The organism is Azospira sp. I09, assembly GCF_009177135.1.
In the GTDB taxonomy this organism is placed as follows: domain Bacteria; phylum Pseudomonadota; class Gammaproteobacteria; order Burkholderiales; family Rhodocyclaceae; genus Azospira; species Azospira oryzae.
The window spans coordinates 3,324,535-3,348,213 of record NZ_AP021844.1; the positions used below are offsets into that span (position 1 = coordinate 3,324,535).

Annotated in this window: 21 protein-coding genes; 6 read left to right on the top strand and 15 right to left on the bottom strand. The window is 66.6% G+C overall.

Annotated elements, in window-relative coordinates:
• Window positions 1-74: 74 nt before the first annotated feature.
• Window positions 75-458 carry a Sec-independent protein translocase protein TatB gene (gene tatB / locus AZSP09_RS15670; protein ID WP_152090562.1) on the top strand — a complete coding sequence of 128 codons (384 nt, stop codon included), beginning with the start codon at window positions 75-77 and terminating at the stop codon, window positions 456-458.
• 8 nt (window positions 459-466) lie between these two features.
• A complete protein-coding gene (gene tatC / locus AZSP09_RS15675; protein ID WP_152090563.1) occupies window positions 467-1,342 on the top strand; it encodes a twin-arginine translocase subunit TatC in 876 nt (291 codons plus the stop codon).
• Between the two features lie 69 nt (window positions 1,343-1,411).
• On the opposite strand, the gene AZSP09_RS15680 is transcribed toward tatC, so the two are convergent.
• Window positions 1,412-2,236 carry a class II glutamine amidotransferase gene (locus AZSP09_RS15680; RefSeq protein ID WP_152090564.1) on the bottom strand — a complete coding sequence of 275 codons (825 nt, stop codon included), beginning with the start codon at window positions 2,234-2,236 and terminating at the stop codon, window positions 1,412-1,414.
• Between the two features lie 23 nt (window positions 2,237-2,259).
• The gene (locus AZSP09_RS15685; protein WP_152090565.1) at window positions 2,260-3,414 is read right to left on the bottom strand and encodes a Do family serine endopeptidase; all 1,155 of its coding nucleotides are present in this window, start codon (window positions 3,412-3,414) and stop codon (window positions 2,260-2,262) included.
• Window positions 3,415-3,434: 20 nt separating this feature from the next.
• On the opposite strand from AZSP09_RS15685, the gene AZSP09_RS15690 reads away from it, so the two are divergent.
• The 3 genes from AZSP09_RS15690 to AZSP09_RS15700 all read left to right on the top strand — a co-directional run bounded on the left by AZSP09_RS15690 (window position 3,435) and on the right by AZSP09_RS15700 (window position 8,548).
• Window positions 3,435-4,181, top strand: a complete 747-nt coding sequence (locus AZSP09_RS15690) for a Nif3-like dinuclear metal center hexameric protein (protein WP_152090566.1) — start codon at window positions 3,435-3,437, stop codon at window positions 4,179-4,181.
• Between the two features lie 19 nt (window positions 4,182-4,200).
• Window positions 4,201-4,917, top strand: a complete 717-nt coding sequence (locus tag AZSP09_RS15695; protein WP_152090567.1) for a fumarylacetoacetate hydrolase family protein — start codon at window positions 4,201-4,203, stop codon at window positions 4,915-4,917.
• A gap of 154 nt (window positions 4,918-5,071) precedes the next feature.
• Entirely contained in the window at window positions 5,072-8,548 is a 3,477-nt protein-coding gene (locus AZSP09_RS15700) for a bifunctional diguanylate cyclase/phosphodiesterase (RefSeq protein WP_172974779.1), read from the top strand.
• A gap of 6 nt (window positions 8,549-8,554) precedes the next feature.
• On the opposite strand, the gene AZSP09_RS15705 is transcribed toward AZSP09_RS15700, so the two are convergent.
• The 12 genes from AZSP09_RS15705 to paaK (AZSP09_RS15760) form a co-directional block, all read right to left on the bottom strand.
• The gene (locus AZSP09_RS15705) at window positions 8,555-9,541 is read right to left on the bottom strand and encodes a GGDEF domain-containing protein (RefSeq protein ID WP_152090569.1); all 987 of its coding nucleotides are present in this window, start codon (window positions 9,539-9,541) and stop codon (window positions 8,555-8,557) included.
• A complete protein-coding gene (locus tag AZSP09_RS15710; protein WP_014236527.1) occupies window positions 9,541-10,158 on the bottom strand; it encodes a chemotaxis protein CheC in 618 nt (205 codons plus the stop codon). Before AZSP09_RS15710 ends, AZSP09_RS15705 begins: the two co-directional genes overlap by 1 nt.
• Before the next feature lie 43 nt (window positions 10,159-10,201).
• Window positions 10,202-11,329, bottom strand: a complete 1,128-nt coding sequence (locus AZSP09_RS15715; RefSeq protein ID WP_014236528.1) for a protein-glutamate methylesterase/protein-glutamine glutaminase — start codon at window positions 11,327-11,329, stop codon at window positions 10,202-10,204.
• Window positions 11,330-11,337: 8 nt separating this feature from the next.
• Window positions 11,338-11,835 carry a chemotaxis protein CheD gene (locus AZSP09_RS15720; protein ID WP_014236529.1) on the bottom strand — a complete coding sequence of 166 codons (498 nt, stop codon included), beginning with the start codon at window positions 11,833-11,835 and terminating at the stop codon, window positions 11,338-11,340.
• Window positions 11,835-12,647 carry a CheR family methyltransferase gene (locus tag AZSP09_RS15725; RefSeq protein ID WP_014236530.1) on the bottom strand — a complete coding sequence of 271 codons (813 nt, stop codon included), beginning with the start codon at window positions 12,645-12,647 and terminating at the stop codon, window positions 11,835-11,837. The genes AZSP09_RS15720 and AZSP09_RS15725 overlap by 1 nt, the downstream gene beginning before the upstream one ends.
• The gene (locus AZSP09_RS15730) at window positions 12,647-13,204 is read right to left on the bottom strand and encodes a chemotaxis protein CheW (RefSeq protein ID WP_152090570.1); all 558 of its coding nucleotides are present in this window, start codon (window positions 13,202-13,204) and stop codon (window positions 12,647-12,649) included. Before AZSP09_RS15730 ends, AZSP09_RS15725 begins: the two co-directional genes overlap by 1 nt.
• A gap of 12 nt (window positions 13,205-13,216) precedes the next feature.
• The gene (locus AZSP09_RS15735) at window positions 13,217-14,839 is read right to left on the bottom strand and encodes a methyl-accepting chemotaxis protein (RefSeq protein ID WP_014236532.1); all 1,623 of its coding nucleotides are present in this window, start codon (window positions 14,837-14,839) and stop codon (window positions 13,217-13,219) included.
• 18 nt (window positions 14,840-14,857) lie between these two features.
• Window positions 14,858-17,092, bottom strand: a complete 2,235-nt coding sequence (locus tag AZSP09_RS15740; protein WP_130460129.1) for a chemotaxis protein CheA — start codon at window positions 17,090-17,092, stop codon at window positions 14,858-14,860.
• 9 nt (window positions 17,093-17,101) lie between these two features.
• Window positions 17,102-17,410 carry an STAS domain-containing protein gene (locus AZSP09_RS15745; protein WP_014236534.1) on the bottom strand — a complete coding sequence of 103 codons (309 nt, stop codon included), beginning with the start codon at window positions 17,408-17,410 and terminating at the stop codon, window positions 17,102-17,104.
• 9 nt (window positions 17,411-17,419) lie between these two features.
• Entirely contained in the window at window positions 17,420-18,691 is a 1,272-nt protein-coding gene (locus AZSP09_RS15750) for a methyl-accepting chemotaxis protein (protein WP_014236535.1), read from the bottom strand.
• Window positions 18,692-18,695: 4 nt separating this feature from the next.
• On the bottom strand, window positions 18,696-19,061 hold the full coding sequence (locus AZSP09_RS15755) for a response regulator (protein ID WP_014236536.1): 366 nt from the start codon (window positions 19,059-19,061) through the stop codon (window positions 18,696-18,698).
• Window positions 19,062-19,218: 157 nt separating this feature from the next.
• Window positions 19,219-20,523 carry a phenylacetate--CoA ligase PaaK gene (gene paaK / locus AZSP09_RS15760; RefSeq protein WP_152090571.1) on the bottom strand — a complete coding sequence of 435 codons (1,305 nt, stop codon included), beginning with the start codon at window positions 20,521-20,523 and terminating at the stop codon, window positions 19,219-19,221.
• 153 nt (window positions 20,524-20,676) lie between these two features.
• On the opposite strand from paaK (AZSP09_RS15760), the gene AZSP09_RS15765 reads away from it, so the two are divergent.
• Window positions 20,677-22,041: an MATE family efflux transporter gene (locus tag AZSP09_RS15765; protein WP_152090572.1), complete on the top strand. Its 1,365-nt coding sequence runs from the start codon at window positions 20,677-20,679 to the stop codon at window positions 22,039-22,041.
• A 98-nt stretch (window positions 22,042-22,139) separates the two neighbouring features.
• On the opposite strand, the gene paaK (AZSP09_RS15770) is transcribed toward AZSP09_RS15765, so the two are convergent.
• Window positions 22,140-23,456, bottom strand: coding sequence for a phenylacetate--CoA ligase PaaK (gene paaK / locus AZSP09_RS15770; protein ID WP_152090573.1), 1,317 nt, complete (start codon window positions 23,454-23,456; stop codon window positions 22,140-22,142).
• Window positions 23,457-23,679 lie beyond the last annotated feature (223 nt).

Genomic DNA, 23,679 nt, shown 5'->3' on the forward strand with positions numbered 1-23,679 from the left:
TCCTACCGGCCGGGGACTGGCGGAGATCGTCTGTCTCCCCGGCCCCGGTTTCCTTTTTCCTGGTTGCCTGACCTATGTTTGATATCGGTTTTTCCGAGCTAATCGTCATCGCCGTGGTGGCGCTGATCGTCATCGGCCCCGAGCGCCTGCCCAAGGTGGCGCGCACGGCCGGCCATCTGCTTGGGCGTCTGCAGCGTTACGTGAATGACGTGAAGTCCGACATCAACCGGGAAATGCAGCTGGAAGAACTGAAGAAGCTGCAGACCCAGGTGCAGGATTCGGCCCGCAGTTTCGAGAATTCCATCCAGCAGGGGCTCTCCAGCACGGAGCAGTCCCTCAACAACGCCATCCAGCCGCCGGCCGAAACGGTGGCGGCAGCGGAAGTGCCGCCGCCCGCCGCCGTTGCGCCTGCCGCGGAAGCAGCCGCAGCCGCCCCGGCTGAGGCGCCGAAAGCCTGATTGCCCCCATGAGTCTCGACAGCCAAGAGAGCGGCGCCGCCGAAGAATCCTTCCTCTCCCACCTGGTGGAGTTGCGGGACCGCCTGATCCGGGCCCTGCTGGCCGTGCTGGTGGTCTTCGTCTGCCTCTTCCCCTGGTCCCGGGAGCTCTACACCCTGCTGGCCAACCCCCTGCTGGCCTCCCTGCCGGCCGGCGGGCAGATGATCGCCACCGACGTGGTCGGCGTCTTCCTGGTGCCGATGAAGATCACCCTGATGGTGGCCTTCCTCATCGCCCTGCCCTATGTGCTGTTCCAGGCCTGGGGCTTTGTCGCCCCCGGCCTCTATTCCCACGAGAAGCGGCTGGTGCTGCCCCTGGTGGTGGCTTCCGTGTTGCTCTTCTTCAGCGGCATGGCTTTCGCCTATTTCCTGGTGTTCCCCACGGTGTTCGGCTTCATGGCCAAGGTGGCGCCGGAAGGGGTGGCCTGGATGACGGACATCGACAAGTACCTGTCCTTCGTCCTGTCCACCTTCGTCGCCTTCGGCGTCACCTTCGAGGTGCCGGTGATCGTCATCGTCCTGGTGCGCATCGGCCTGGTGGATATCGCCAAGCTGAAGGAATGGCGGCCCTACGTCATCGTCGGCGCCTTCATCATCGGCGCCGTGTTCACCCCGCCCGACGTGCTTTCCCAGATCATGCTGGCGGTGCCCCTGTGGCTGCTCTACGAACTGGGCATCATCCTGGCCAGCTTCATCGGCCGCCGGCCCCAGCCCGAGGTGGCGGCGCCGGCGCCCAGCGATCCGGCCCCCGCGGCCGCTCCTGCCGCCGACTGGCAGCCCATGAGCGCCGGCGAAATGGACCAGGCCCTGGGCCACAGCCAGGCGCCGGAACGGAAGCAGGACTGAACCGGCAGGCGGTGCCGGCAGCAATGAAAAAGGGTCCTGCGGGGCCCTTTGCTTTTGCGCTCCGCCCGGTCAGCCGCCGCCGCAGTGGTAGCGGCATTTCTCCGCCGGGCCGGCCACGGTGGGGGCCGAGGCCCGCACTTCCCCCTCCTCGAACCACCACAGGCTGCCCGGGGGCAGGGGCGTCCATACCTCGTCGTCGGTCAGGGGCTGGGTGGCGATCACCGCCACCCGGTCGTTGGGCGTGGTCACCTCGCTGAAGTCCACGGTCACGTCCTGGTCCGTCAGGTGGGCCTTGGCGAAGGGGGCCCGGCGCACGATGTAGGTAAGCTGGGTGGAGCAGTGGGCAAACAGCCAGTCGCCGCTGGAGAGCAGGAAATTGCATTCACCGCGGCTGCCCAGGTCCACGCTCAGTTCGGTGAGGGCGGCGAAGAGTTCGGCGGTGGGTGGCGCCTGGTCGCCGATGCGCTGGCGTAGGGCGGTCAGCAGCCAGCAGAAGGCCCGTTCGCTGTCCGTGTTGCCCACGGGCATGACGCTGCCGTCCAGGGGCGGGGCGAAGTCCAGCAGGTTGCCGTTGTGGGCGAAGATCCAGTAACGGCCCCACAGTTCGCGCATGAAGGGATGGGTGTTCTCCAGGGCCACCACGCCCTGGGTGGCCTTGCGGATGTGGGCGATGACGTTGCGCGAGCGGATCGGATACTGGCGCACCAGGGCCGCCACCGGGGAGTGGGCCGAGGGTTCCGGGTCGAGGAAGACCCGGGTGCCCTTGCCCTCGAAGAAGGCGATGCCCCAGCCGTCCGCATGGACGTCGGTGAGGCCTCCCCGGGCCTGGAATCCGGTGAAGGAAAAGCAGATGTCCGTGGGGACATTGCAGTTCATGCCGAGCAACTGGCACATGGGACGTCTCCGGGAGGCGGGGCTTACTGGTCGGGGTCGCGCCGCATGGGCGGGCGCTTGCCGATCCTGACCTGGGGTTCCAGCAGGCTCTGGTTGCGGCGCAGCTTGAAGGGCACGCTGGCGCCGGGCTTGAGTTCGGCGATGAGGTCCAGCATCACCTGTGGATCCTTCACCTCCTTGCCACCCACCGCCAGCAGGATGTCGCCGGGCTTGATGCCGGCGCCGTCGGCTGGGCTGCCGCGCAGGACGCCGGCGATGAGGGCGCCGCTGGCATCGGGCAGGCCGAAGGACTCGGCCAGCTCGGCGGTGATTTCCTGGGCCTCGACGCCGATCCAGCCCCGGGTCACGGTGCCGGTCTGGATGATCTGCTCCATGATGCTCTTGGCGGTGGAGACGGGGATGGCAAAGCCGATGCCGAGGGAGCCGCCGGAGCGGGAGTAGATGGCGGTGTTGATGCCGATCAGGTTGCCCTGGGCGTCCACCAGGGCGCCGCCGGAGTTGCCCGGGTTGATGGCGGCGTCGGTCTGGATGAAATTCTCGAAGGTGTTGATGCCCAGGTGGGAGCGGCCCAGGGCGGAGACGATGCCCATGGTCACGGTCTGGCCGACGCCGAAGGGGTTGCCGATGGCCAGCACCACGTCGCCGACCCGGATGCCGTCCATCTGGCCGAAGACGATGGCCGGCAGCTTGTCCGCATTGACCTTGAGCACCGCCAGGTCGGTCTCGGGGTCGCTGCCGATGACCTTGGCCTTGAGCTTGCGCCCGTCGTTGACCGCCACCTCGATGTCGTCGGCGGCCTCCACCACGTGGTAGTTGGTGAGGATATAGCCTTCGGGGCTGACGATGACGCCGGAGCCCAGGCCGGAGGAGCGCTGGGGCTCGTTGTCGAAACGGTCGCCGAAGAAGTGGCGGAACACCGGGTCGTCGAAGAGGGGGTGGCGGCTGCTCTTCACTTCCTTGCTGGTGAAGATATAGACCACCGAGGGCAGGGAGCGGCGCACCGCCTCGCGGAAACCGCCGAGGCTGGCACCGCCGTCGCCAGCGGCCGGCGCGGCCTCCTGCAGGGCCACCACGCTGGCCCGATGGCCCAGCCATTCGGGTTTGAGGGTGCTGATGACGAACAGCACGGCGAGACTCACCGTTACCGTTTGTGCAAAAATCAACCAGGTCTTACGCATGAAGGAAAAAGGTCGCACCCATGAAACGTGAAGAATTGACGCGCTATCTCGATGAACTGCTGGAAGCGGGCCGGTTTCGGGATTATTGCCCAAACGGTTTGCAAGTGGAAGGCAAGGCCGAGATCGGCCGTCTGGTGGCCGGCGTCACCGCCAGCCAGGCCCTGCTCGATGCGGCCGTGGCCCAGGGCGCCGATGCCGTGCTGGTGCACCACGGCTGGTTCTGGAAGAACGAGGACGGGCGCCTCACCGGCTTTCGCAAGCGGCGCATGGCCACCCTCATGCAGCACGACCTCAACCTCATCGCCTACCACCTGCCCCTGGACGCCCATCCGGAACTGGGCAACAACGCCCAGCTGGCCCGGCTCTGCGGCTGGCAGCCGGAAGGCCGCTTCGGCGAGCAGGACATCGCCTGGTACGGCCGCCTGCCCGAGCCGCTCAGCGCCGGGGAACTGGCGGCCCGAACCGGCACCCTGCTGGGGCGCCCGGTGCAGCTGGTGGGCCCGCAAGACAAGCTGGTGAACCGCCTCGGCTGGTGCTCCGGGGGCGCCCAGGGCTATTTCGAGCAGGCCGTGGCCCTGGGGCTGGATGCCTACATTTCCGGCGAGATTTCCGAGCAGAACACCCATCTGGCCCGGGAATGCGGCGTCCCCTACCTGGCCTGCGGCCACCACGCCACCGAGCGGGGCGGCGCCCGGGCCCTGGCGGCCCACCTGGCCGAGCGTTTCGGCCTGCACTGCCAGTTCATCGATATCGACAACCCGGTCTGACCGGAGAAAGCCTGCCGCCATGGATTACCTGTTCACTCCGCCGCCCGTCGTTGCCCTGGCCATTGCCGGCAGCCAGGCCCGCTTTCCGGTGCGCCGGGTCTATTGCGTCGGCCGCAACTACGCCGACCATGCCCGGGAAATGGGCGCCGATACCCGGGAGCCGCCGTTCTTCTTCAGCAAGCCGGCCGACGCCCTGGTGCCGGTGGCGGACGGCACCGCCGCCACGGTGGCCTATCCGCCCGCCACCAACAACCTGCAGCACGAGGTGGAACTGGTGGTGGCCCTCGGCCCCCGCATCGCCGAGCTGGGCCAGTGGGGGCTCAACGTGCCGGTGGAGGCAGCCCTGGAGGGCGTCTTCGGCTATGCCGTGGGCTTCGACCTGACCCGCCGCGACCAGCAGCAGAAGGCCAAGGAAAAGGCCCACCCGTGGGACATGGGCAAGGGCTTCGACCAGTCCGGTCCCATCGGTGCCATTGTCCCGGCCGCCCAGGCCGGACACCCCGCCAGTGGCGCCATCTGGCTGGAGGTCAATGGCGAGCGGCGCCAATCGGGCGATCTGGCCCAGATGAGCTGGAACGTGGCGGAGGTGGTGGCCAATCTTTCCACCTTCCTGCGCCTGGCCCCCGGCGACCTGATCTTCACCGGCACCCCGGCGGGCGTCTCCACCGTGGTGCGGGGCGATACCCTGGTGGGGGGCGTGGAGGGCGTCGGCCGGCTGGCCGTGACCCTGGCCTGAGGCAGGCCTCCGGCAAGGGCTTCCCTCCAGCCTGGGCGCCGGGCTGGAAGCCGCGTCCCTAAAGGGGTTTGGCGCCCCCTACGCCGATGGTAATATGGCTTCCGTAATGGGTATCCCTACCCGTAACCCTCTACGGAAGCCGGCGACAGAAACGATGAGCCTGAAAACCAAAATGGCCCTGGCCATCACGGCACTGGTGGTGCTCCTGGTGGCGCTGGGCAGTGCGGTGCAATTGCATTTGGCCCAGGCCCAGTTGAAGCAGACCGTCGCCGACCAGCAGTTTTCCCTGGTGTCCCGGGTGGCCGAGGAAATCGACCAGCGCATCCAGCTCAACCAGGCTTCCCTGGCCCGCACCGCCGCCGCCATCACCCCGATCATGTTGGGCCAGCCGGACAAGCTGCAGGCCTTCCTCAACGACAAGTATTCCCTGCTGTTGCTCTTCGACGACCTCATCGTGGTCGGCCGGGACGGCCGCGTCATCGCCGATTCTCCGGTCATGCCCGAGCGCCGGGGCACCGACGTCTCCGCCTTCCCCCACGTCCGGGAGGCCCTGGAGGAGGGGCGGGCGGTGGTTTCCCGGCCCTTCTTGGGCCGCGTCACCCGCCTGCCCACCCTGGCCATGACGGCGCCGGTGCTGGACGGGGAAGGGCGGGTCATCGCCTCCCTCTCCGGCACCCTGCAGATCCTCAAGCCCCAGTTCCTCGGCGGCCTGGCCGGGCGCAAGGTGGGACGCAGCGGCCACTTCGTCCTGGTCACCCGGGACCGCACCACCCTGGTCAGCCGCTTTCCCGAGCGGGTGCTGCAGCCCAACGCGGCGCCGGGGCAGAACCCGGTTTTCGACCGGGCCATCGCCGGTTTCGAGGGCAGCGACGAGGGCGCCACCAGCTACGGCCAGCGGGTGCTGATGAGCTTCAAGTCCGTGCCGTCCACGGACTGGGTGCTGGGCGCCCTGCTGCCGGTGGAGGAGGCCTACGCCCCCATCGAGACGGGCCGCTGGGGCACGGTCTATTACCTGCTGCTGACGGCCCTGGCGGTGGCGGTCCTGGCCTGGCTGGCCATGCGCCGGGTGCTGGCACCCCTTTCCCGCCTGCGCCAGCACGTGGTGGAGGTGCGCCAGGACCATGCGCGCAAGCTGGCCGACCCGGTCCTGGGCCAGGACGAAATCGGCGGCCTGGCGCGGGAGTTCTACCTGCTGCTGGACGAACTGGGCCAGGCCCGGGACGACCTGGGCAGCCGCATCGCCGAGATGGAATCCATCTTCGACGCCAGTCCGGTGGTCATCGGGGTGGTGCGGGACCGCTGCCTGATCCAGGCCAACCGGGCCTTCGAGCGGCTTTTCGGCGTCTCCCTGGAGACGGCCCTGGGACAGACCGTGGTGGGCTACTACCCGACGCCGGAGGAATTTGCCGAATTCGGCCAGCAGCTCTATCCGGCCGTGGCCGACGGCCGCGTCGCCCACTTCCTGCGCCGCTTCCGGCGGGCCGACGGCACTCTCTTCTGGGCCAACTTCTACGCCCGCCAGATCGACGCCCAGCAGCCCCAGCGGGGCATCATCATCGTCATCGAGGATGTGGACCAGGCCCGGCACCAGGAAGAGGTGCTGCGGGAAAGCGAAGAGCGTTACCGCCAGATGTTCGAGAACAACACCTCGATCAAATTGCTGATCGATGCCGGCGACGGCGCCATCGTCGATGCCAACCCGGCGGCGGCCGACTTCTACGGCTATCCCCTGGACACCCTGCGCCGCATGAACATCGCCCAGCTCAACCAGCTCTCGGTGGAGGAGGTGCGGGCGGAAATGGCCCTGGCGGACCAGCAGCAGCGCCGCTATTTCAACTTCCGCCATCGCCTGGCCAGCGGCGAGGTGCGGGAGGTGGAGGTGCACAGCGGCCCGGTGCTGCTGCGGGGGCGTCGCCTGCTTTATTCCATCATCCACGACATCACCGCCCGCCGCCGGGCCGAGGAGCTGCTGCGCCTCTCCGCCAAGGTCTTCGAGGGGGCCAGCGAGGGCATCGTCATCTGCGACCGCAACAACCGCATCATGTCGGTGAACCGGGCCTTTGTCGAAATCACCGGCTACGCCGAGGCCGAGGTCCAGGGGCGGGACCCGCGGGTGCTCAATTCGGGCCGCCACGACGCCGCCTTCTTCGCCAACCTGTGGCACCACCTGAAGACGGCGGGCACCTGGCAGGGCGAGATCTGGAACCGGCGCAAGGGCGGCGAGGTGTATCCGGAGTGGCTTTCCATCACCACCGTGCGCGACGAGGCGGGGGAGGTGAGCAACTACGTGGCCGTGTTTGCCGATGTTTCGGAACGCAAGCGCAACGAGGAACACATCCGCTTCCTCGCCGAGCACGACTACCTCACCGGCCTGCCCAACCGCTCCCTGCTGCACGACCGCCTGCAGCAAGCCATTGCCCTGGCCGAGCGCAATAGTGAGTCCCTGGCCCTGATGTTCATCGACTTGGACCGCTTCAAGAACATCAACGATTCCCTCGGCCACCAGGTCGGTGACCAGCTGCTGCAGGAGGTGGGGCGGCGCATCCAGGCCTGCGTGCGCAGCGCCGACACGGTCAGCCGGCCCGGCGGCGACGAATTCATCATCCTCCTGCCGTCCATCGAGACGCCCCAGGATGCGGCCCGGGTGGCGGAAAAGCTGCTGGAGTCCCTCAACCGCCCCTACCAGCTGGGCGGGCACGAACTGGTGATCACCGCCAGCATTGGCATCGCCGTCTTCCCCGAGGACGGCCGGGATTTCCAGACCCTGGTGAAGAATGCCGACGCCGCCATGTACTACAGCAAGGAGGCGGGCCGTGACAGTTTCCACTTCTTCACCCCGGACATGAACGCCCGGGTCTTCGAGCGCTTGTCCCTGGAGAACAGCCTGCGCCGCGCCCTGGAGCGGCAGGAATTCCTGCTCTACTACCAGCCCCAGGTGGACATGCCGAGCGGCCGGGTGATCGGTTTCGAGGCCCTGATCCGCTGGCAGCATCCCCAGATGGGCCTGGTTTCCCCGGCCCGCTTCATTCCCGTGGCCGAGGATTCGGGCCTCATCGTGCCCATCGGCGAATGGGTGCTGGGGGAGGCCTGCCGGCAGAACCGGGCCTGGCAGGAGCAGGGTATGCCGGCGGTGCCGGTGGCGGTGAACATTTCCGCCCTGCAGTTCCGCCAGCCCCAGTTCGAGGCCTCGGTGGAGCGGGCCCTGGCGGAAAGCGGCCTGGAACCGGCCTGGCTGGAGCTGGAGCTGACGGAGAGCATGATGCTGCACCAGGGCCAGGGCGCCACGGACCTGCTGGACCGGCTCAAGGCCCGGGGGGTGCGCCTCTCCATCGACGATTTCGGCACCGGCTATTCCTCCCTGGCCTATCTGAAGCGCCTGCCCCTGGACAAGCTGAAGATCGACCAGGCTTTCGTGCGGGATATCGCCAGCGACGCCGGGGGGGCGGCGATCACGGCCACCATCATCCAGATGGCCCACAACCTGGGGCTGTCGGTGATCGCCGAAGGGGTGGAGACGGAAGCCCAGCTGGAGTTTCTGCAGGCCCACGATTGCGCTTCGGCCCAGGGCTTCTACTTTGCCCGGCCCATGCCGGCGGCGGACATCCGGGCCTTCTGGGACGACCGGCGCTAGCCGGCCCTACATCAGCTTTTCGGGCTGGACCGTGAGGTCCAGGGCGTCGGCGCTGACCACCCGGTTACGGCCCTGGCGCTTGGCCTGGTAGAGGGCGATGTCCGCGCCGCGCAGCAGGTCCTGGGCCCGGTCATTGCGCTGGGGCGTGTGGGTGGCGACGCCGACGCTGATGCTGAGATGGCTGGCGGCGTGGGAGTTGGCGTGGGGAATGCCCAGCCGGCTGATTTCCTGCTGCAGGCTGCTGGCCAGCTTGCAGGCGGCGCCGTGGCTGGCGCCCGGCAGCACCACCGCAAACTCCTCGCCGCCGTAGCGGGCGACGAAATCACTGCCCCGCTGCAGGCAGCGGCGCAGGGTGTTGGCGACCACGGTGAGGCAGGTGTCGCCGGCCTGGTGGCCGTAGCAGTCGTTGTATTCCTTGAAGTAATCGATATCCAGCATGAGCACCGAAATGTCGCTGCCGTGGCGCTGGGCCCGCTGGAATTCCTCCTGGAAGCGGGCATCGAAGCTGCGCCGGTTGGCAACGCCGGTGAGGCCGTCGATGTTGGAGAGGGCCTGCAGCTGCTGGGCCTGTTCCCGCAACTGCTGTTCCCGCCTTACCGCCGCGGTGACGTCCTGGATCTGGATCAGGCAGTGGATATGGCCGGATTCCCGGGCCAGGGGGGCGATGGTGATGGCCTGCTCGATGGGGTGGGCGTCGTTGTGCAGATGATCCTGCAGGGGAAAGGGCCGCCGGTTCAGGGTCTGGGACAGGATGGCCGGCAACTGCTGCTGCAGGGCGGTCTGCACGGCGTGGGCGAGGCGGCTGTTGGCCAGGTGGGGGAACACCTCTTCCAGGCGGCGCCCCTGGATTTCCTGGGCGCTGACGCCGGAACGCTCCGCCAGCCAGCGGTTCCACAATTGCACCTTGCCCTCGGCGTCGATCAGGATCAGGCCTTCATTGACCGTGTGGGCCAGCTCCAGCAGGAGCGGTGCCGCCAGATGCGGATGTCCCATCAGCGTCCCCCCATGGCCTGGGCGATGTAGCTGTCCACCTCGGCCACCAGGTTGGCGATGGAATCGACGCTGAGGAGGAAGGCCACATAGCCCTGTATCTCGTGCTGTTCCAGGGTCAGGTCGATGTGCAGCAGGAGCACCGCTTCGTCGTTGCCCTGGATCTGGCCGCCCAGAACCTCGTCCGGGCTGCCCAGGTGATAGGTGGGCAGGGTGCTGTTGAGGGGGCGGCGGAAGAGGTTGGCCAGGGTGCCGACGCAGGCGTTGAGCAGGATGTTGCCGATCTCGCTCATGGCCTCCTGTTCCAGCTCGGTCAGCTCCTTCAGGGAGAGGCTGTCGCCCACCATGCGGCGGACGATTTCCAGGCCCTTTTCCTCGGGGAAGATGAGGAAGCCCTGGGCGTCGAAGGCGCCGGAGAATCGCTGGGCCACGGCGCAGATCTTGTCGCTGTGGCGGAAGCTGAACTGCTGCATGGCCTCGTGCCGCGGGATCAGCTGCAGGGTCAGCACCGACAGCTTGACCTCCTCATTGACCATGCTGGCCAGGCTGGCTGCGGCCTGGCCGACGCCGATATTGAAGGCTTCCACCAGGGCGTCGCGCTGCAGCTCGTTCAGTTCCATGTCTCGGTTTTCGCTAGGGCAGGGAAGGAACCATTATAAATGGTCAGCCGCGGCCAGCCGCGACAATGGCTTCCGGGATGCGGTTGAGGGGCAGCACGGTGCGCGCCGCTCCCAGCTTGATGGCTTCCTTGGGCATGCCGAAGACGACACAGGTGGATTCGTCCTCCGCCACCGTGTCGGCCCCTGCATCCACCATTTCCTTGAGGCCCCGGGCGCCGTCGTCGCCCATGCCGGTCATGATGATGCCCAGGGCGTTGCGCCCGGCGAACTTGGCGCAGGAGCGGAACAGCACGTCTACCGAGGGGCGGTGGCGGTTCACCAGGGGGCCGTCCACCACTTCCACGGTGTACTGGGCGCCGCTGCGGGTCAGCATCATGTGCTTGCCGCCGGGGGCGATGAGGGCCCGGCCCGGGATCACCCGGTCACCGTGCTTGGCTTCCCGCACCTCGATCTGGCACAGGCCGTTGAGGCGCTCGGCGAACATGGCGGTGAATTTCTCCGGCATGTGCTGGACGATGACGATGCCCGGGCAGACGGCCGGCAGCTTGGTCAGTACGGCTTCCAGGGCCTGGGTGCCGCCGGTGGAAGTGCCGATGGCGATGATCTTGTCGGTGGTCTTGACCATGGAGGCTCCGCTGCCCAGGCCGCCGGCGGAGATGACCGCGTCGGCGGACAGCTTGGGGGCGATGTTGAGGCCCTTGGCCACGTTGGCGATGCGCTCGGCGTGGGAGGAGGTGCCGCTGGCCGTGGAGGTGATGATCTTGCGCACATTGGCGCGGGAGGCTGCCTTGACGGCGCCGAGCAGGTCGGACGATGCGTCTTCGAGGAACTGCTTGAGGCCCATCTTGGGCTTGGTGATGATGCCCACCGCCCCCGCCGCCAGGGCGTTCATGGAGGCTTCGGCCCCCTTCTCCGCCAGGGAGGAGCAGATCACCACCGGCGTCGGACGCTCGGCCATGATCTTCTTGAGGAAGGTGAGGCCGTCCATGCGCGGCATCTCGATGTCCAGGACGATCACGTCCGGCCATTCCCGCTTCATGTGCTCCATGGCGAAGAGGGGGTCGGAGGCGGCGCCCAGCACCTTGATGCTCGGGTCGGTTTCCAGCGTTTGCTTGACGACCTGCCGCACCACGGCGGAATCGTCCACGATCATGACTTTGATGAGGCTCATAGGCTTCCCTAGTTCTTATTGGTCCCGGCTTCGCGAAATACCAGCCAGGCGTCTCCACTCCAGATGTCGAAGACCAGCTTGCGATGGCCGGCGCCTCCGAGGTGTTCGGCAACGACGGCGATTTTTCGTTCCGCCAGAAGCCGGTGCGCAACCTCTATATTACGCTGACCTATTTGTATGCCGGCATGGTTTTCCCGGCCGGGGAACATATTGCCTCCCCCGAATATCTTGGCCCGGTAGTCCTGGGGGCGGGTGCCGGCCCGGCCGATGGCCCGGTCGAACAGGCCCATGGCCTCCGTGGCGTAGCGGCCGTCCAGCTCCTGGCCGGCCGCGGGCTGGCCCCGTTCCGGCAGGATGAAGTGGCACATGCCGCCGAGCTTCCTTTCCGGATGCCACAGGGCAATGGAAACGCAGGAACCGAGCAGGGTCCGGATGCGGGTGTGGCCGCCGGCGAAGTGGAAATCCCCCGGATTGAGGAACACCTCCTGGACGGAGTCGGCAGGCATCAGGGTTTTTCGTAGATGGTGGGCCGCAGACACTTCAGCCGGTCGGTGATGCCGTTGAGGCTTTCCGAGTGACCGACGATGAAGGTGCCGCCCGGCTTGAGGCGGGTGATGAGGTTCTCCACCACCTTGCGCTTGGTTTCCATGTCGAAATAGATCATGACGTTACGCAGGAAAATAACGTCGAAGGGCCCCAGGTCCGGCGCCGGCTTGGTCAGGTTGACCTGGAGGAAGCGCACCCGCTCCCGCAGCTCCTTGGCCACCAGCAGGGTTCCCTCCTGGGAGCGGACGCCCTTCAGACAGTACTTCTTCAGGTACTGGGGCGGGATGCCCTCGGTCCGTTCCAGCGGGTAATGGCCTGCCTGGGCCTTGGCCAGGACCACGGTGGAGATGTCCGAGCCGACCACCTGCCAGGGCCGGTTGCCCAGGTGCTCGGCCAGGACCATGGCCAGGGTGTAGGGCTCTTCACCGCTGGAGCAGGCAGCGCTCCAGATGTTGAAGGGCACGCCGGGCTTGGCCTTGTGCGGCAGGATTTCCTGGGCCAGGTAGTCGAAGTGCTTGGGTTCGCGGAAGAAGTAGGTCTCGTTGGTGGTCAGCAGATCCACCATGGTCTGCAACTCCCGGCTTTCCTGGGGCGAAGTGACCAGCTGGTAATACTGGGCAAAGGTGCTGAGGCCGTAATGCTTGAGCCGGCGGGAAAGGCGCCCCACCAGGAGCACCTTTTTCGCGTCGGAAAGCTGAATGCCGGCGATCTGGTAGATCAGGTCCCGGAAGCGGCCGAACTCCTGATCGGAGATGCCCGAAGGGCCGTCCATCAGGCTGCGCTGGGTTCGGCCGCGGGAGCGCTGCCGCCCAGGTCCGCCAGGAAGGTCATTTCCTCCAGGGACAGGACCCGGTCCACATTGAGGATGATGACGAACTTGCCGGCCACCTTGCCCATGCCGAGGATGAAGTCGGCCCGGATCTTGGCACCGAAGGCGGGCGGTGGTTCGATATCGGTGGCCGGGATTTCCAGCACCTCGTTCACGCAGTCCACCACCACGCCGATGTCCTGGCGGGTTTCGCTGCCTTCGGACATCTGCACCATCTCCACGATGACGATGCAGGTGCGGCGGCCGATGGCCGCTGGGGTGCCGCCGAAGCGGGCCACCAGGTCGATCACCGGTACCACGGCGCCGCGCAGGTTGATCACCCCGCGGATGAAGCCCGGCATCATGGGAATCTCGGTGAGGCTGCCGTACTCGATGATTTCCTTGATGTTGAGGATGCCCAGGGCGAAGATTTCCCCGCCCAGGGTGAAGGTCAGGTACTGGCGGGACTCATCGCCGGTCTTGGCCGGAGTCGATCCGGCCTGGGGAACGAGGTTGCCCATGGCTATGCCTCCTCAGAAGCGCTCGAAATCGTGTTCGTCAGGGGCGGCCGTGGCCACGGGGCGGACCGGCTGGCTCTTCACCGCGCTGCGGGCGGTCTGGGCCGGACGGGCGCTGTAGGCCACTGCGCTGCGGCCTTCCTCGACCCGGAAGAACTGCATCAGGCCCTGCAGCTGTTCGGCCTGGCCGCCCATTTCCTCGGCGGTCGCTGCCAGCTCTTCGGAGGCGGAGGCGTTCTGCTGGGTGGCCTGGTTCAGCTGGTTCATGGCCTGGTTGATCTGGGCGATGCCGCCGGATTGCTCGGCGGAGGCGGAGGCGATTTCCTGCACCAGGTCGGAGGTCTTGCGGATGGTGGGCACCATGTTGTCCAGCAGGCCGCCGGCCTTTTCCGCCAGCTTGACGGAGGAGTCGGCCAGTTCGCCGATCTCCTGGGCCGCCACCTGGGAGCGTTCGGCCAGCTTGCGCACTTCTGCGGCCACCACGGCGAAGCCCTTGCCGTGCTCGCCGGCCCGGGCGGCCTCGATGGCAGCGTTGAGGGCCAGCAGGTTGGTCTGGTAGGCGATGTCGTCGATGATGCCGATCTTGCCGGCGATCTGCTTCATGGCCACCACCGTGTCCTTCACCGCCGTGCCGCCTTCGTTGGCTTCATTGGCGGCCTTGGCGGCCATGTTGTCGGTGACCTTGGCGTTCTCGGTGTTCTGGTTGATGGAGGCGGTGGATTCTTCCAGGGTGGAGGTGATTTCTTCCACGGAAGCGGCCTGCTCGCTGGAGGACTGGGAGAGGGACTGGGCCGTGGCGGACACCTGCTCGGAAGCAGAGGAGAGGTTGTCGGCAGCGCCCCGCACTTCGCCGATGATCTGGGCCAGCTTGGCCACCATGGCCTGCATGGCGGCGAGCAGCTGGCCGGTTTCATCCTTGCTGGAGGCGTCGATGCGCACGGTCAGGTCGCCTTCGGAGAGCTTATTGGCGACGCCCACGGCCTGGTTTAGCGGGGTGGTGATGCTGCGGGTGATGAAGACGCCGAGGACGATGGCCAGCAGGCCGGCAATGATGCCCACGGTGATGATCTGGTTGCGGGTGGCCACCACCAGTTCGTCGGCGGACTTGCCGGTAGCCTCCATGGACTTGGTTTCCAGCTCGATCAGCTTTTCCAGGGTCTTGATGTAGTCGTTGAAGGACTTGCGCATGTCACCCAGCAGGAGGGCGGTGCCTTCTTCCCGGGCGCCGTCATTGGCCAGCTTGATGACCTTGACCAGGTGGTCCCGATAGGGGCCGCGGGCGGCGTTGATTTCTGCCAGGACGGCCTTTTCCTCGTCATTCATGGGCATCTTGGAGATGGCGTCGAGCTCTTCGCTCATGCGCTTGCTCATGTCGGGCAGGCGGTCGGCTTCGCGCTTGATGTCATCGGCCTTGGTCAGCAACAGCATGTTGCGCACCACGCGGGCGTTGGCATTGAGGATGTCGATGATCACGTTGGCCTTGACCACCTTGGGGAAGCGGTCCTTGACGATGACGTTGAGCTCGTCGTTGATGGCGTTGGCCTTGGTGACGGAGAGCACGGCCACCCCGGTGAGGAGCAGGACGAGGATGGCAAAGGCAATACCGAGACGGGTGCCGATACGCAAGTTGGCGATCATCTGATTCTCCTGAAATTATTAAACTTGGCTGATGCGGGGTGTATTGACGGACGACGGGGCGGCCAGGCTGCGCTCTTCCCTGCCGATGGCGATCTGGGCCAGGGCCTGGACGTCCAGGATCAGGGCCACGTCGCCGCTGCCCAGGATGGTGGAGCCGCCGATGCCGCGCAGGTGGCGGAACAGCTGGCCGAGGGGCTTGATGACGGTCTGGAATTCGCCCAGCAGGGTATCGACCACGATCCCCGCCTTCTGGCCGGCTGCCTTGACCACCACCACGTTCTCGCGCTTGGGCGGCTCGCCGGGAATTTCGAAGAGGTCCCGCAGGCGGATGAAGGGCAGCACCTCGCCCCGCAGGTTGAGATAGTTGCGCTCGCCGCTGCTGGTGGCGTGGGCCTGGAGCTCCAGGCATTCCACCACCATGTCCAGGGGGATGACGTAGGAGGCCCGGTCGGCCCCCACCAGGAAGCCGTCGATGATGGCCAGGGTCAGGGGCAGGCGGATGGAGAAGCGGGTGCCATGGCCTTCCTCGGAATGCACCTCGACCCGGCCCCGCAGGCCCTGGATGTTGCGCTTGACCACGTCCATGCCGACGCCGCGGCCGGAGAGGTTGGAGACCTTGTCCACCGTGGAGAAGCCGGGTTCGAAGATGAGGTTGGCGATTTCCTGGTCGGAAAGATGGACGCCGGCCTGGACCAGGCCCTTTTCCACCGCCTTCTTGAGAATCTTGTCCCGGTTGAGGCCGCCGCCGTCGTCGGCTACGTCGATGACGATGCTGCCCGAATCGTGGTAGGCGTTGAGGGAGAGCCGGCCCCGGGGCGACTTGCCCTTGGCCTGGCGTACCTCGGCGGACTCGATGCCGTGGTCCATGGCGTTGCGCACCAGGTGCATCAGGGGGTCGCCGATTTTCTCGACCACCGACTTGTCCAGTTCGGTCTCGCCGCCGGCAATGGTCAGCTCGATGTCCTTGCCCAGTTCCTTGGAAACGTCCCGCACCACCCGCTGGAAGCGGTTGAAGGTTTCGCCGATCTGCACCATGCGCAGCTGCAGGGCGGAATCGCGAATCTGTTCCACCAGCCGGTTGAGCAGGGAGGTGGCTTCGTTGAGGTCGGACAGGCCGGCGCGGCTGGCCAGCAGGTTGGTGCTGGCCCCTGCAATCACCAGTTCGCCCACCAGGTCGATGAGGCGATCCAGCTTGTCGGCCTGGATGCGGATCAGGCGCGCTTCGGCGGCCTTCTTCTCCGATACCTGTTTCTGCTTGATGACGGCGGCTTCCACCAGCTCGGGCTGCACCACCTTCTGTTCGATGAGGATTTCACCCAGGGGCGGGGGCGGCGAGGCTTCCTCGCCGCCTTCCTCCGGCGGTACCGCATGCTGCTGCTTGAGGCCGTCGTCCAGCTCGGCCTGGGTCAGGGCGCCGATCTTCACCAGGATCTCGCCCAGGCGCATGGTGTTTTCCGGCAGGGCCTGCAGCAGGGCGATGTAGTCCGCCAGCTTGCTGTTGGGCGGCAGGATGTGCAGGGTGCATTCGTCGCGCACGAAGTCGAAGACGGCCTCGATGGCGGCCTTGTCCGCGTCGCTCTTGAATTTGATCTCGAAGCCCAGGTAGCAGGCTTCCGGGTCCATCTCCTCGGCGCTGGGCATGGCATCGGGAATGGTCTCGATGTGCACGATCTGGCCCAGGGTGGAGAGGTAGCGCAGGAAGGAAATGGGGTCCATGCCGTTGCGCAGGACGCCGGCGCCGAAGCGCAGGGAGATGTGCCAGAAATCCGTTTCCACCAGGCCGCCGCCGGAAGCCTGGACGTCGTCCACCTTCTCCACCGGGGGGCGGTTGGGCTGCACGCTGGCCGCCGGGGCCTCTTCCTTGGCGTCGAGCCAGTCGCGCTGCAGGCGGGAGAGCAGGGAATCGCCCTCGGCCCGCAGGTCCTCGTCGGGTTCGGCGGCGCCGGCCTCCAGCACGGAGAGCAGGTTGCCGATGTGGTCGCAGCAGCCCAGGAGCACGGCCACCAGGTCGCTGCTGACCTTGATGTCGCCGTTGCGCAGCTTGTCCAGGGCGTTTTCCGCCACGTGGGTGAAGGCGACGATGAAGTTGCACTCGATGACGCCGGCGCCGCCCTTGATGGTGTGGGCCGGGCGGAACACGGCGTTGATCAGGTCGCTGTCTTCCGGATTGGCCTCCAGCTGCAGCAGGGCCTCCTCCATGGCGGCCAGCTGTTCCCGGCTCTCGGTGACGAATACGGTGGTCAGTTCGTCCATGATTCCTCCTCAGCCCTGTTCCCGGGCCGGGATGACCAGGGGGTCGCCGAAGAAGGCGGCCATGTTGAAGAAGTCCAGCAATTCCCGCACGGCGGGGCTGTGGGCGACGATGCGGGCGGTCTTGTTCTGCAGCGCGGCTTCCCGCTTGGTCAGCAGGAGCAGCTGGAAGCCTGCGGTATCGACCTCGCCGACGTGGGACAGGTCGATTTCCAGGTCGCGGCACTGGCCCAGGGCTTCCATGAAGGCGGCCTTCTGGGTCAGGGCGTTGTAGATGGTCAGGTCATCCAGGATGGTGACGCGATGGGTGCCGGTGCTCACGAGTCCCCCTTAGAAGAGCTCCACCTGGGGCAGGTCCGGCTCGCCGCCGGGGGCGGACTGGTGCAGGGCCTGCTTGTGGGTGGTGCGTTGCTGTTTCATCACATAGCGGCTGTACAGCTGGTCCAGGTGCTCGGACAAAGGCTGGTACTGGAAATTGGGGTTTTCCGCCTGGCGCAGGCGTTCGGACAGGGTGGCGGCGTGCTGCTGCAGTCGGGACAGGGCTTCGATGGTGGTTTCGATCTGCTGCCGGGTGACGTCCTGGAACTGCACGCTGGCCACCGCATCCATGAACATGGCCGCCAGTTCCTGGCTGCTGCTCTGGACGGTGGCGATCACCGTGCTCTGGTGCTGCATGACCTGCTCGTAGCTATGGCCCAGGGTGGTGAGCTGGGTGGCGAACTGCTGCAGGGCGGCCCGCTCCCGGTCCAGGTTGGAGTGGGAGAGCTTGTCCTGGAATTGCTGTTCGATGGTGCTGGCGACGCCGACGATGCCCTGGTTGATCTGGGTCACCGCCGCCTCGGTTTCGCTGGAGAGCTTGCGCACCTCGTCGGCCACCACGGCAAAGCCGCGGCCCGCCTCGCCGGCCCGGGCCGCCTCGATGGCGGCGTTGAGGGCCAGCAGGTTGGTCTGGCTGGCGATGCCCTTGATCAGCTTGGTCAGGGATTCCAGGGAGCGGGCCTCGGCCACCACCTGGGCCACCCGTTGCTGGTCGGTCTGGGCTTCCTGGATGCGGTTTTCGATGTAGAGGCCCATCTCGACGATGAGCTTCTGGTTGTCGGCGATGCGGCTTTCCGACTCGTTGACCATCTGGCTCGACTCGGTGGAACTGGTGCTGACGAACTCGTTGAGGTGGGTCACCACCCCGTCCACCGCCTGCAGTCGCTCCGTGATCTGGTAGGCTGCCTCTTCGGTGGCCTGGATGACGCTGTGCAGCTGGCCCTGCAGCACCTCGTTGAAGGCCGGCACGGCCGCCAGTTCTTCCGCCACCTCTTCGGCCACGGCCTGGTAGTTGGTGTTGGTGCTGGCGAAGACCTCCTGGTTGCGCGCCAGGCCGAACATCATGTCCCGGTAGAAGGCGATGGAAACCAGGCGTTGGGCCAGGTAGGCGACGACGACGATGATCACCGTGCCGATGGCGTCGCCCAGGGGCTGGGCAACGTCGAAGGAATTCAGGAAGTCGCTATGGAACCAGTCGTGCAGGAAGTAGACCATGAGGCCTGCTCCGATGGCGACGATGGCGAATACCAGGGAGGCCCGCCGTAGCAACAGTCCGAAGTCCATGGGCTTAGCGCAGTACCAGTTTGATGGTGTTGAGGAGCTGGTCGGCGGTGGCCGGCTTGACGATCCAGCCGGAGGCCCCTGCCGCCTTGGCTTCAGCCCGCTTTTCCTGCTGCGACTCGGTGGTCAGGAACAGGATGGGCATGAACTTGTAATTGGGCAGCTTGCGCACTTCGCGGATGAACTGGATGCCGTTCATGCCGGGCATGTTGAGGTCGGTGATGAGCAGGTCCACCTTCACCCCGGCCTGGAACTTCTTCATTCCCTCTTCCGCATTTCCAGCCTTTTCAACAGCATAGCCTGCCTTGGCGAGGATGTTGGAGATGGATAGCAGAATGGTTGCCGAATCGTCGACAAGGAAAATGGTTTTCATGGAGCAGCTTCCCTCAAGGCGTTTTTAGCTTCGAATAATGGGGGATAGGGGCGGCAGCGGTCAATTATTTCTGATTTATATCAGAGACAAGGCCCATCTGCCGCCCAGGGCTTGCGGATGCGCCCTGGCGGGCGATCCGGGGGGCGCCGGGCGGGGCTCAGCGGGGGCGTTTGTCGATGACCCGCTTGGCCTTGCCGACGGAACGTTCGATGCCGCCGACCTCGACGATGCGCACCTGGGTGGAAATGCCGATGTAGGACTTGATGTGGTGCTGCAGCTCGTGGGCCACGTATTCCTTCTCGGCGGCGGTGGCGATGCCGAACTCCGGCTTCATTTCCACGTTCACGGTGATGCTGTCCAGATGGCCGTCCCGCGCCACTTCCAGCAGGTAGTGGCCGGACAGCTTGGCCTGTTTGAGGATCAATTCCTCGATCTGGCTGGGGAACACATTAACGCCACGAATAATCAGCATGTCATCGGAGCGGCCGGTGATCTTGCCGATGCGGCGGAAACTGCGGGAGGTGGGCGCCAGCAGGCGGGTCAGGTCCCGGGTGCGGTAGCGCACCACCGGCAGGGCCTCCTTGGAGAGGGAGGTGAATACCAGCTCGCCCTGGCTGCCCTCGGGCAGGACTTCGCCGGTGTTGGGGTCGATGATTTCCGGGTAGAAGTGGTCTTCCCAGATCACCGGGCCGTCCTTGGACTCGATGCACTCGTTGGCGACGCCGGGGCCCATGACTTCGGAAAGACCGTAGATGTCCACCGCGTCGACACCCAGCAGGTTTTCGATCTCCTGGCGCATGCCGTCGGTCCACGGCTCGGCGCCGTGGATGCCGATGCGCAGGGAGGTGCCCCGGGGATCCATGCCCTGGCGCTTGAACTCGTCGGCGATGTTGAGCATGTAGGAGGGCGTGCACATGATGATGCGCGGCGCGAAGTCGGCGATCAGCTGCACCTGCTTTTCCGTCTGCCCGCCGGACATGGGGATGACCGTGCAACCCAGGGCCTCGGCCCCGTAGTGGGCGCCCAGGCCGCCGGTGAACAGGCCGTAGCCGTAGGCGACGTGGATGATGTCGCCGCGGCGGCCGCCGGCGGCGTAGATGGAGCGGGCCATGAGGTGGGCCCAGGTGTCGATGTCCTTCTGGGTGTAGCCGACCACGGTGGGCTTGCCGGTGGTGCCGCTGGAGGCGTGCACCCGCACCACCTCTTCCCGGGGCGTGGCGAACATCTTGAAGGGGTAGTTGTCCCGCAGGTCCTGCTTGGTGGTGAAGGGGAACTTGCGCAGGTCGTCCAGGCTGTGGAAGTCGTCCGGATGCACGCCCTGGGCGTCGAACTTGGCCCGGTAGTGGGGCACGTTGTCGTAGGCGTGCTTCAGGGTCCAGCGCAGACGTTCCACCTGCAGTGCGGTGATCTCGTCGCGGCTGGCATTTTCGATGGCGTCGAGGCCGATCTTTGCTGCCGTCATTTTTATATAGTCCTTGTCATGGCCCCCTCCTCCCTAACGGCTGGGGCAAGTCACGCATTTTCCGGGATTTTTCCCCCCCGCTCAATGCATTTGCCACGAAGGAGGTGGGGCGCCCCGTCGGCGGCCCGCCTTCCCTTATATACTGCGGGAGCCATGACCGCTTCCGTTCCTGCTTTCGCCGCTCCCCGCCTGGGGGAGGAAATCCGCCACATTGCCCGGCACGCCTGGCCGATCCTGGTGGCCCAGCTGGCCTCCATGGGCCTGATGCTGATCGACACGGCCCTGCTCGGCCACTACGGCGCCGCCGACCTGGCGGCGGTGGCCATCGGCGGCGGCATCTACATTGCCGTCATCATGGCCTGCGCCGGCGTGCTGCAGGCGGTGGCGCCGGTGGTGGCCCACCTGCACGGCGCCGGGCGCCACGGGGAAATCGCCGCCGCCCTGCAGCAGGCTTTCTGGGTGGCCCTGGTGCTGGCTGTGCCGGCCTGCCTGCTGATGCGCTTCCCCGATCCGCTGCTGGCCATGGCCACCATGGAGCCGGCGGTGGAGGCCAAGACCCGGGCCTACCTCGACCTGCTGGCCTGGGGCCTGCCCCTGGTGCTGCTGTACCGCACCCTGTTCGCCTTCGCCAATGCCCTCGGCCATTCCCGGCCCTTCATGCTGATCAGCCTGGCGACCACCGCCCTGCACCTACCCCTCTCCTGGTGCCTGATCCAGGGGCGCTGGGGTGGCCCGCCCCTGGGGGTGGAGGGCACCGGCTGGTCCACCCTGATCATCGTCGGGGTCGGTTTTTTCTGCGGTTTCGCTTATCTGCGGCGCTCGGCCGCCCTGGCGCCCCTGGCCCTGCTGGGGCGCTGGCACCGGCCCCAGTGGGCGCGCTTGCGGGAGCTGCTGCGCCTGGGCCTGCCCATGGGCTTTTCCAACCTGGTGGAAATCAGCGCCTTCACCCTGATCGCCCTCTTCATCGCCCGGGAAGGAGCAACCGTGGTGGCGGGGCACCGCATCGTCGCCAACCTGGCGGCCCTGCTCTACATGCTGCCCCTGGCGGTGGCCATCGCCACCCTGGCCCGGGTCGGGCGGGCGGCCGGGGCCCGGGATTCGGCCGGCATGGAGCGGGCGGTCGGTGCCGGCATGGTCCTGGCCACCGGTCTGTCGCTGCTGTTTGGGGGCTTGCTGTGGTGGGGTGCCGGGCCCCTGGTGGGAGCCGCCACGGGGGATGGCCGGGTGGCCGCGGTAGCCGTCGGCCTGGTGGGTTATCTGGCGGCCTACCAGCTGTTCGACGCGATCCAGACGGTGGCGGGTTTTTCCCTGCGGGGCTGCAAGATCACCTTCCTGCCCATGCTGATCCATACCCTCTGCTTCTGGGGTGTCGGCCTGGGGGGCGGCTGGTGGCTGGCCTACGGCAGCCCGGCCATGGGCGTGGCCGGCTACTGGGCCGCATCCGCCGCCAGCCTGGTGCTGGCGGCGGTGCTGCTGGGCGGCCTGCTGTGGCGGGTGCTGGCGGCAACCCGGGAATAGGGCGCTTCGCCGCTCCTGCCTGAAAAGGCGCGTCCCGTCTCGTTGTCAGGCAAGGCACGGCTGGCAGCGGCGTCCTGCCTGCCTTCCAGGTGATGCCGCTATTGCGGCCGCTTGTCCACCACCCGCCGGGCCTTGCCGCCGACGGCCCGTTCGATGCTGCCCACCGCCTCCACCCGCACCCGGGTGGAAATGCCGATGTAGGACTTGATGTGATGCTGCAGCTCCCGCGCCGCCTGCTCGGAGACGTGGGTGCCCGCATTGGCGAACTCGGGTTTCAGTTCCACCCGGATGTCCAGCTTGTCCAAATGGCCTTCACGCCACACCTCCAGCTGGTAATGGGGCGACAGCTCGGCCTGCTTGAGCACGAATTCCTCGATCTGGCTGGGGAAGACGTTGACGCCGCGGATGATCAGCATGTCGTCGGAACGGCCGGTGATCTTGCCGATGCGGCGGAAGCTGCGGGCCGTGGGCGGCAGCAGGGTGGTCAGGTCCCGGGTGCGGTAGCGCACCACCGGCATGCCCTCCTTGGTCAGGGAGGTGAACACCAGTTCGCCGTGGGCGCCGTCGGGCAGGACTTCGCCGGTGTTGGGGTCGATGATCTCCGGGTAGAAGTGGTCTTCCCAGATGGTGGGGCCGTCCCGGGATTCGATGCATTCGCTGGCGACGCCGGGGCCCATCACTTCCGACAGGCCGTAGAGGTCCATGGCGGCGATGCCGAAGCGGCGCTCGATCTCCGCCCGCATGCTTTCGCCCCAGGGCTCGGCGCCGAAGAGTCCGATGCGCAGGCTGGAGCCGGCCAGGTCGAAGCCCTGGTGCTCGCATTCGTCGGCCAGGTTGAGGGCGTAGGAGGGCGTCACCACCAGCACCGTGGGCTTGAAGTCGGCGATGAGCTGCACCTGGCGCTCGGTCTGGCCGCCGGAAACGGGCACCGCCGTGGCGCCCAGGCGCTCGACGCCGTAATGGACGCCGAGGCCGCCGGTGAACAGGCCGTAGCCGTGGGCTACATGGACGATGTCCTCCGGTCCGGCGCCGGCGGCGCGCAGGGCCCGGGCCATGATGTCGGCCCAGCGGTCGATGTCGCCGGCGGTGTAGCCGACCACGGTGGGCTTGCCGGTGGTGCCGCTGGAGGCGTGCACCCGCACGATGTCCCGCATGGGCACGGCGAAAAGGCCGTAGGGGTAGTTGTCCCGCAGGTCCTGTTTGCCGGTGAAGGGGAACCTGGCCAGGTCCGCCAGGGTCTTCAGGTCGTCCGGATGGACCCCATGGGTGTCGAACTTGGCCCGGGTATGGGGCACCTTCTCGTAGGCGTGGCGCAGGGTCTGTTGCAGGCGCTTGAGCTGCAGGGCGGCGATTTCGTCCCGGCTGGCGCGGGCGATGCGTTCCCCTTCCAGGGCGGCGGCGGACTCCCGGTGCATGGTTTTCTCCCCGACTTTTTGTCGTTGTAATAATGCTGTCCGGGATTCTGGGGGCGGCGGGGCGGGGGGCGCTTAATCTGGATCAAATGGAGGCGCTGCGGGCCCGGGATTTGTATCCATAATTATGAATGCAAAACAGCGGGGCGCCTTTTTTCTTGTGTTAATATTGGCGGACTAACAATAAGATAGCGCTCCGCTGCTGTAATCCGTTGCATAAAGAATC

Excerpts from the sequence above, each read along its gene's own strand:
- tatB (WP_152090562.1), top strand. The coding sequence starts at position 75 with ATGTTTGATATCGGTTTTTCCGAGCTAATCGTCATCGCCGTGGTGGCG.
- tatC (WP_152090563.1), top strand. The coding sequence starts at position 467 with ATGAGTCTCGACAGCCAAGAGAGCGGCGCCGCCGAAGAATCCTTCCTC.
- AZSP09_RS15680 (WP_152090564.1), bottom strand. The coding sequence starts at position 2,236 with ATGTGCCAGTTGCTCGGCATGAACTGCAATGTCCCCACGGACATCTGC.
- AZSP09_RS15685 (WP_152090565.1), bottom strand. The coding sequence starts at position 3,414 with ATGCGTAAGACCTGGTTGATTTTTGCACAAACGGTAACGGTGAGTCTC.
- AZSP09_RS15690 (WP_152090566.1), top strand. The coding sequence starts at position 3,435 with ATGAAACGTGAAGAATTGACGCGCTATCTCGATGAACTGCTGGAAGCG.
- AZSP09_RS15695 (WP_152090567.1), top strand. The coding sequence starts at position 4,201 with ATGGATTACCTGTTCACTCCGCCGCCCGTCGTTGCCCTGGCCATTGCC.
- AZSP09_RS15700 (WP_172974779.1), top strand. The coding sequence starts at position 5,072 with ATGAGCCTGAAAACCAAAATGGCCCTGGCCATCACGGCACTGGTGGTG.
- AZSP09_RS15705 (WP_152090569.1), bottom strand. The coding sequence starts at position 9,541 with ATGGGACATCCGCATCTGGCGGCACCGCTCCTGCTGGAGCTGGCCCAC.
- AZSP09_RS15710 (WP_014236527.1), bottom strand. The coding sequence starts at position 10,158 with ATGGAACTGAACGAGCTGCAGCGCGACGCCCTGGTGGAAGCCTTCAAT.
- AZSP09_RS15715 (WP_014236528.1), bottom strand. The coding sequence starts at position 11,329 with ATGAGCCTCATCAAAGTCATGATCGTGGACGATTCCGCCGTGGTGCGG.
- AZSP09_RS15720 (WP_014236529.1), bottom strand. The coding sequence starts at position 11,835 with ATGCCTGCCGACTCCGTCCAGGAGGTGTTCCTCAATCCGGGGGATTTC.
- AZSP09_RS15725 (WP_014236530.1), bottom strand. The coding sequence starts at position 12,647 with ATGGACGGCCCTTCGGGCATCTCCGATCAGGAGTTCGGCCGCTTCCGG.
- AZSP09_RS15730 (WP_152090570.1), bottom strand. The coding sequence starts at position 13,204 with ATGGGCAACCTCGTTCCCCAGGCCGGATCGACTCCGGCCAAGACCGGC.
- AZSP09_RS15735 (WP_014236532.1), bottom strand. The coding sequence starts at position 14,839 with ATGATCGCCAACTTGCGTATCGGCACCCGTCTCGGTATTGCCTTTGCC.
- AZSP09_RS15740 (WP_130460129.1), bottom strand. The coding sequence starts at position 17,092 with ATGGACGAACTGACCACCGTATTCGTCACCGAGAGCCGGGAACAGCTG.
- AZSP09_RS15750 (WP_014236535.1), bottom strand. The coding sequence starts at position 18,691 with ATGGACTTCGGACTGTTGCTACGGCGGGCCTCCCTGGTATTCGCCATC.
- AZSP09_RS15755 (WP_014236536.1), bottom strand. The coding sequence starts at position 19,061 with ATGAAAACCATTTTCCTTGTCGACGATTCGGCAACCATTCTGCTATCC.
- paaK (WP_152090571.1), bottom strand. The coding sequence starts at position 20,523 with ATGACGGCAGCAAAGATCGGCCTCGACGCCATCGAAAATGCCAGCCGC.
- AZSP09_RS15765 (WP_152090572.1), top strand. The coding sequence starts at position 20,677 with ATGACCGCTTCCGTTCCTGCTTTCGCCGCTCCCCGCCTGGGGGAGGAA.
- paaK (WP_152090573.1), bottom strand. The coding sequence starts at position 23,456 with ATGCACCGGGAGTCCGCCGCCGCCCTGGAAGGGGAACGCATCGCCCGC.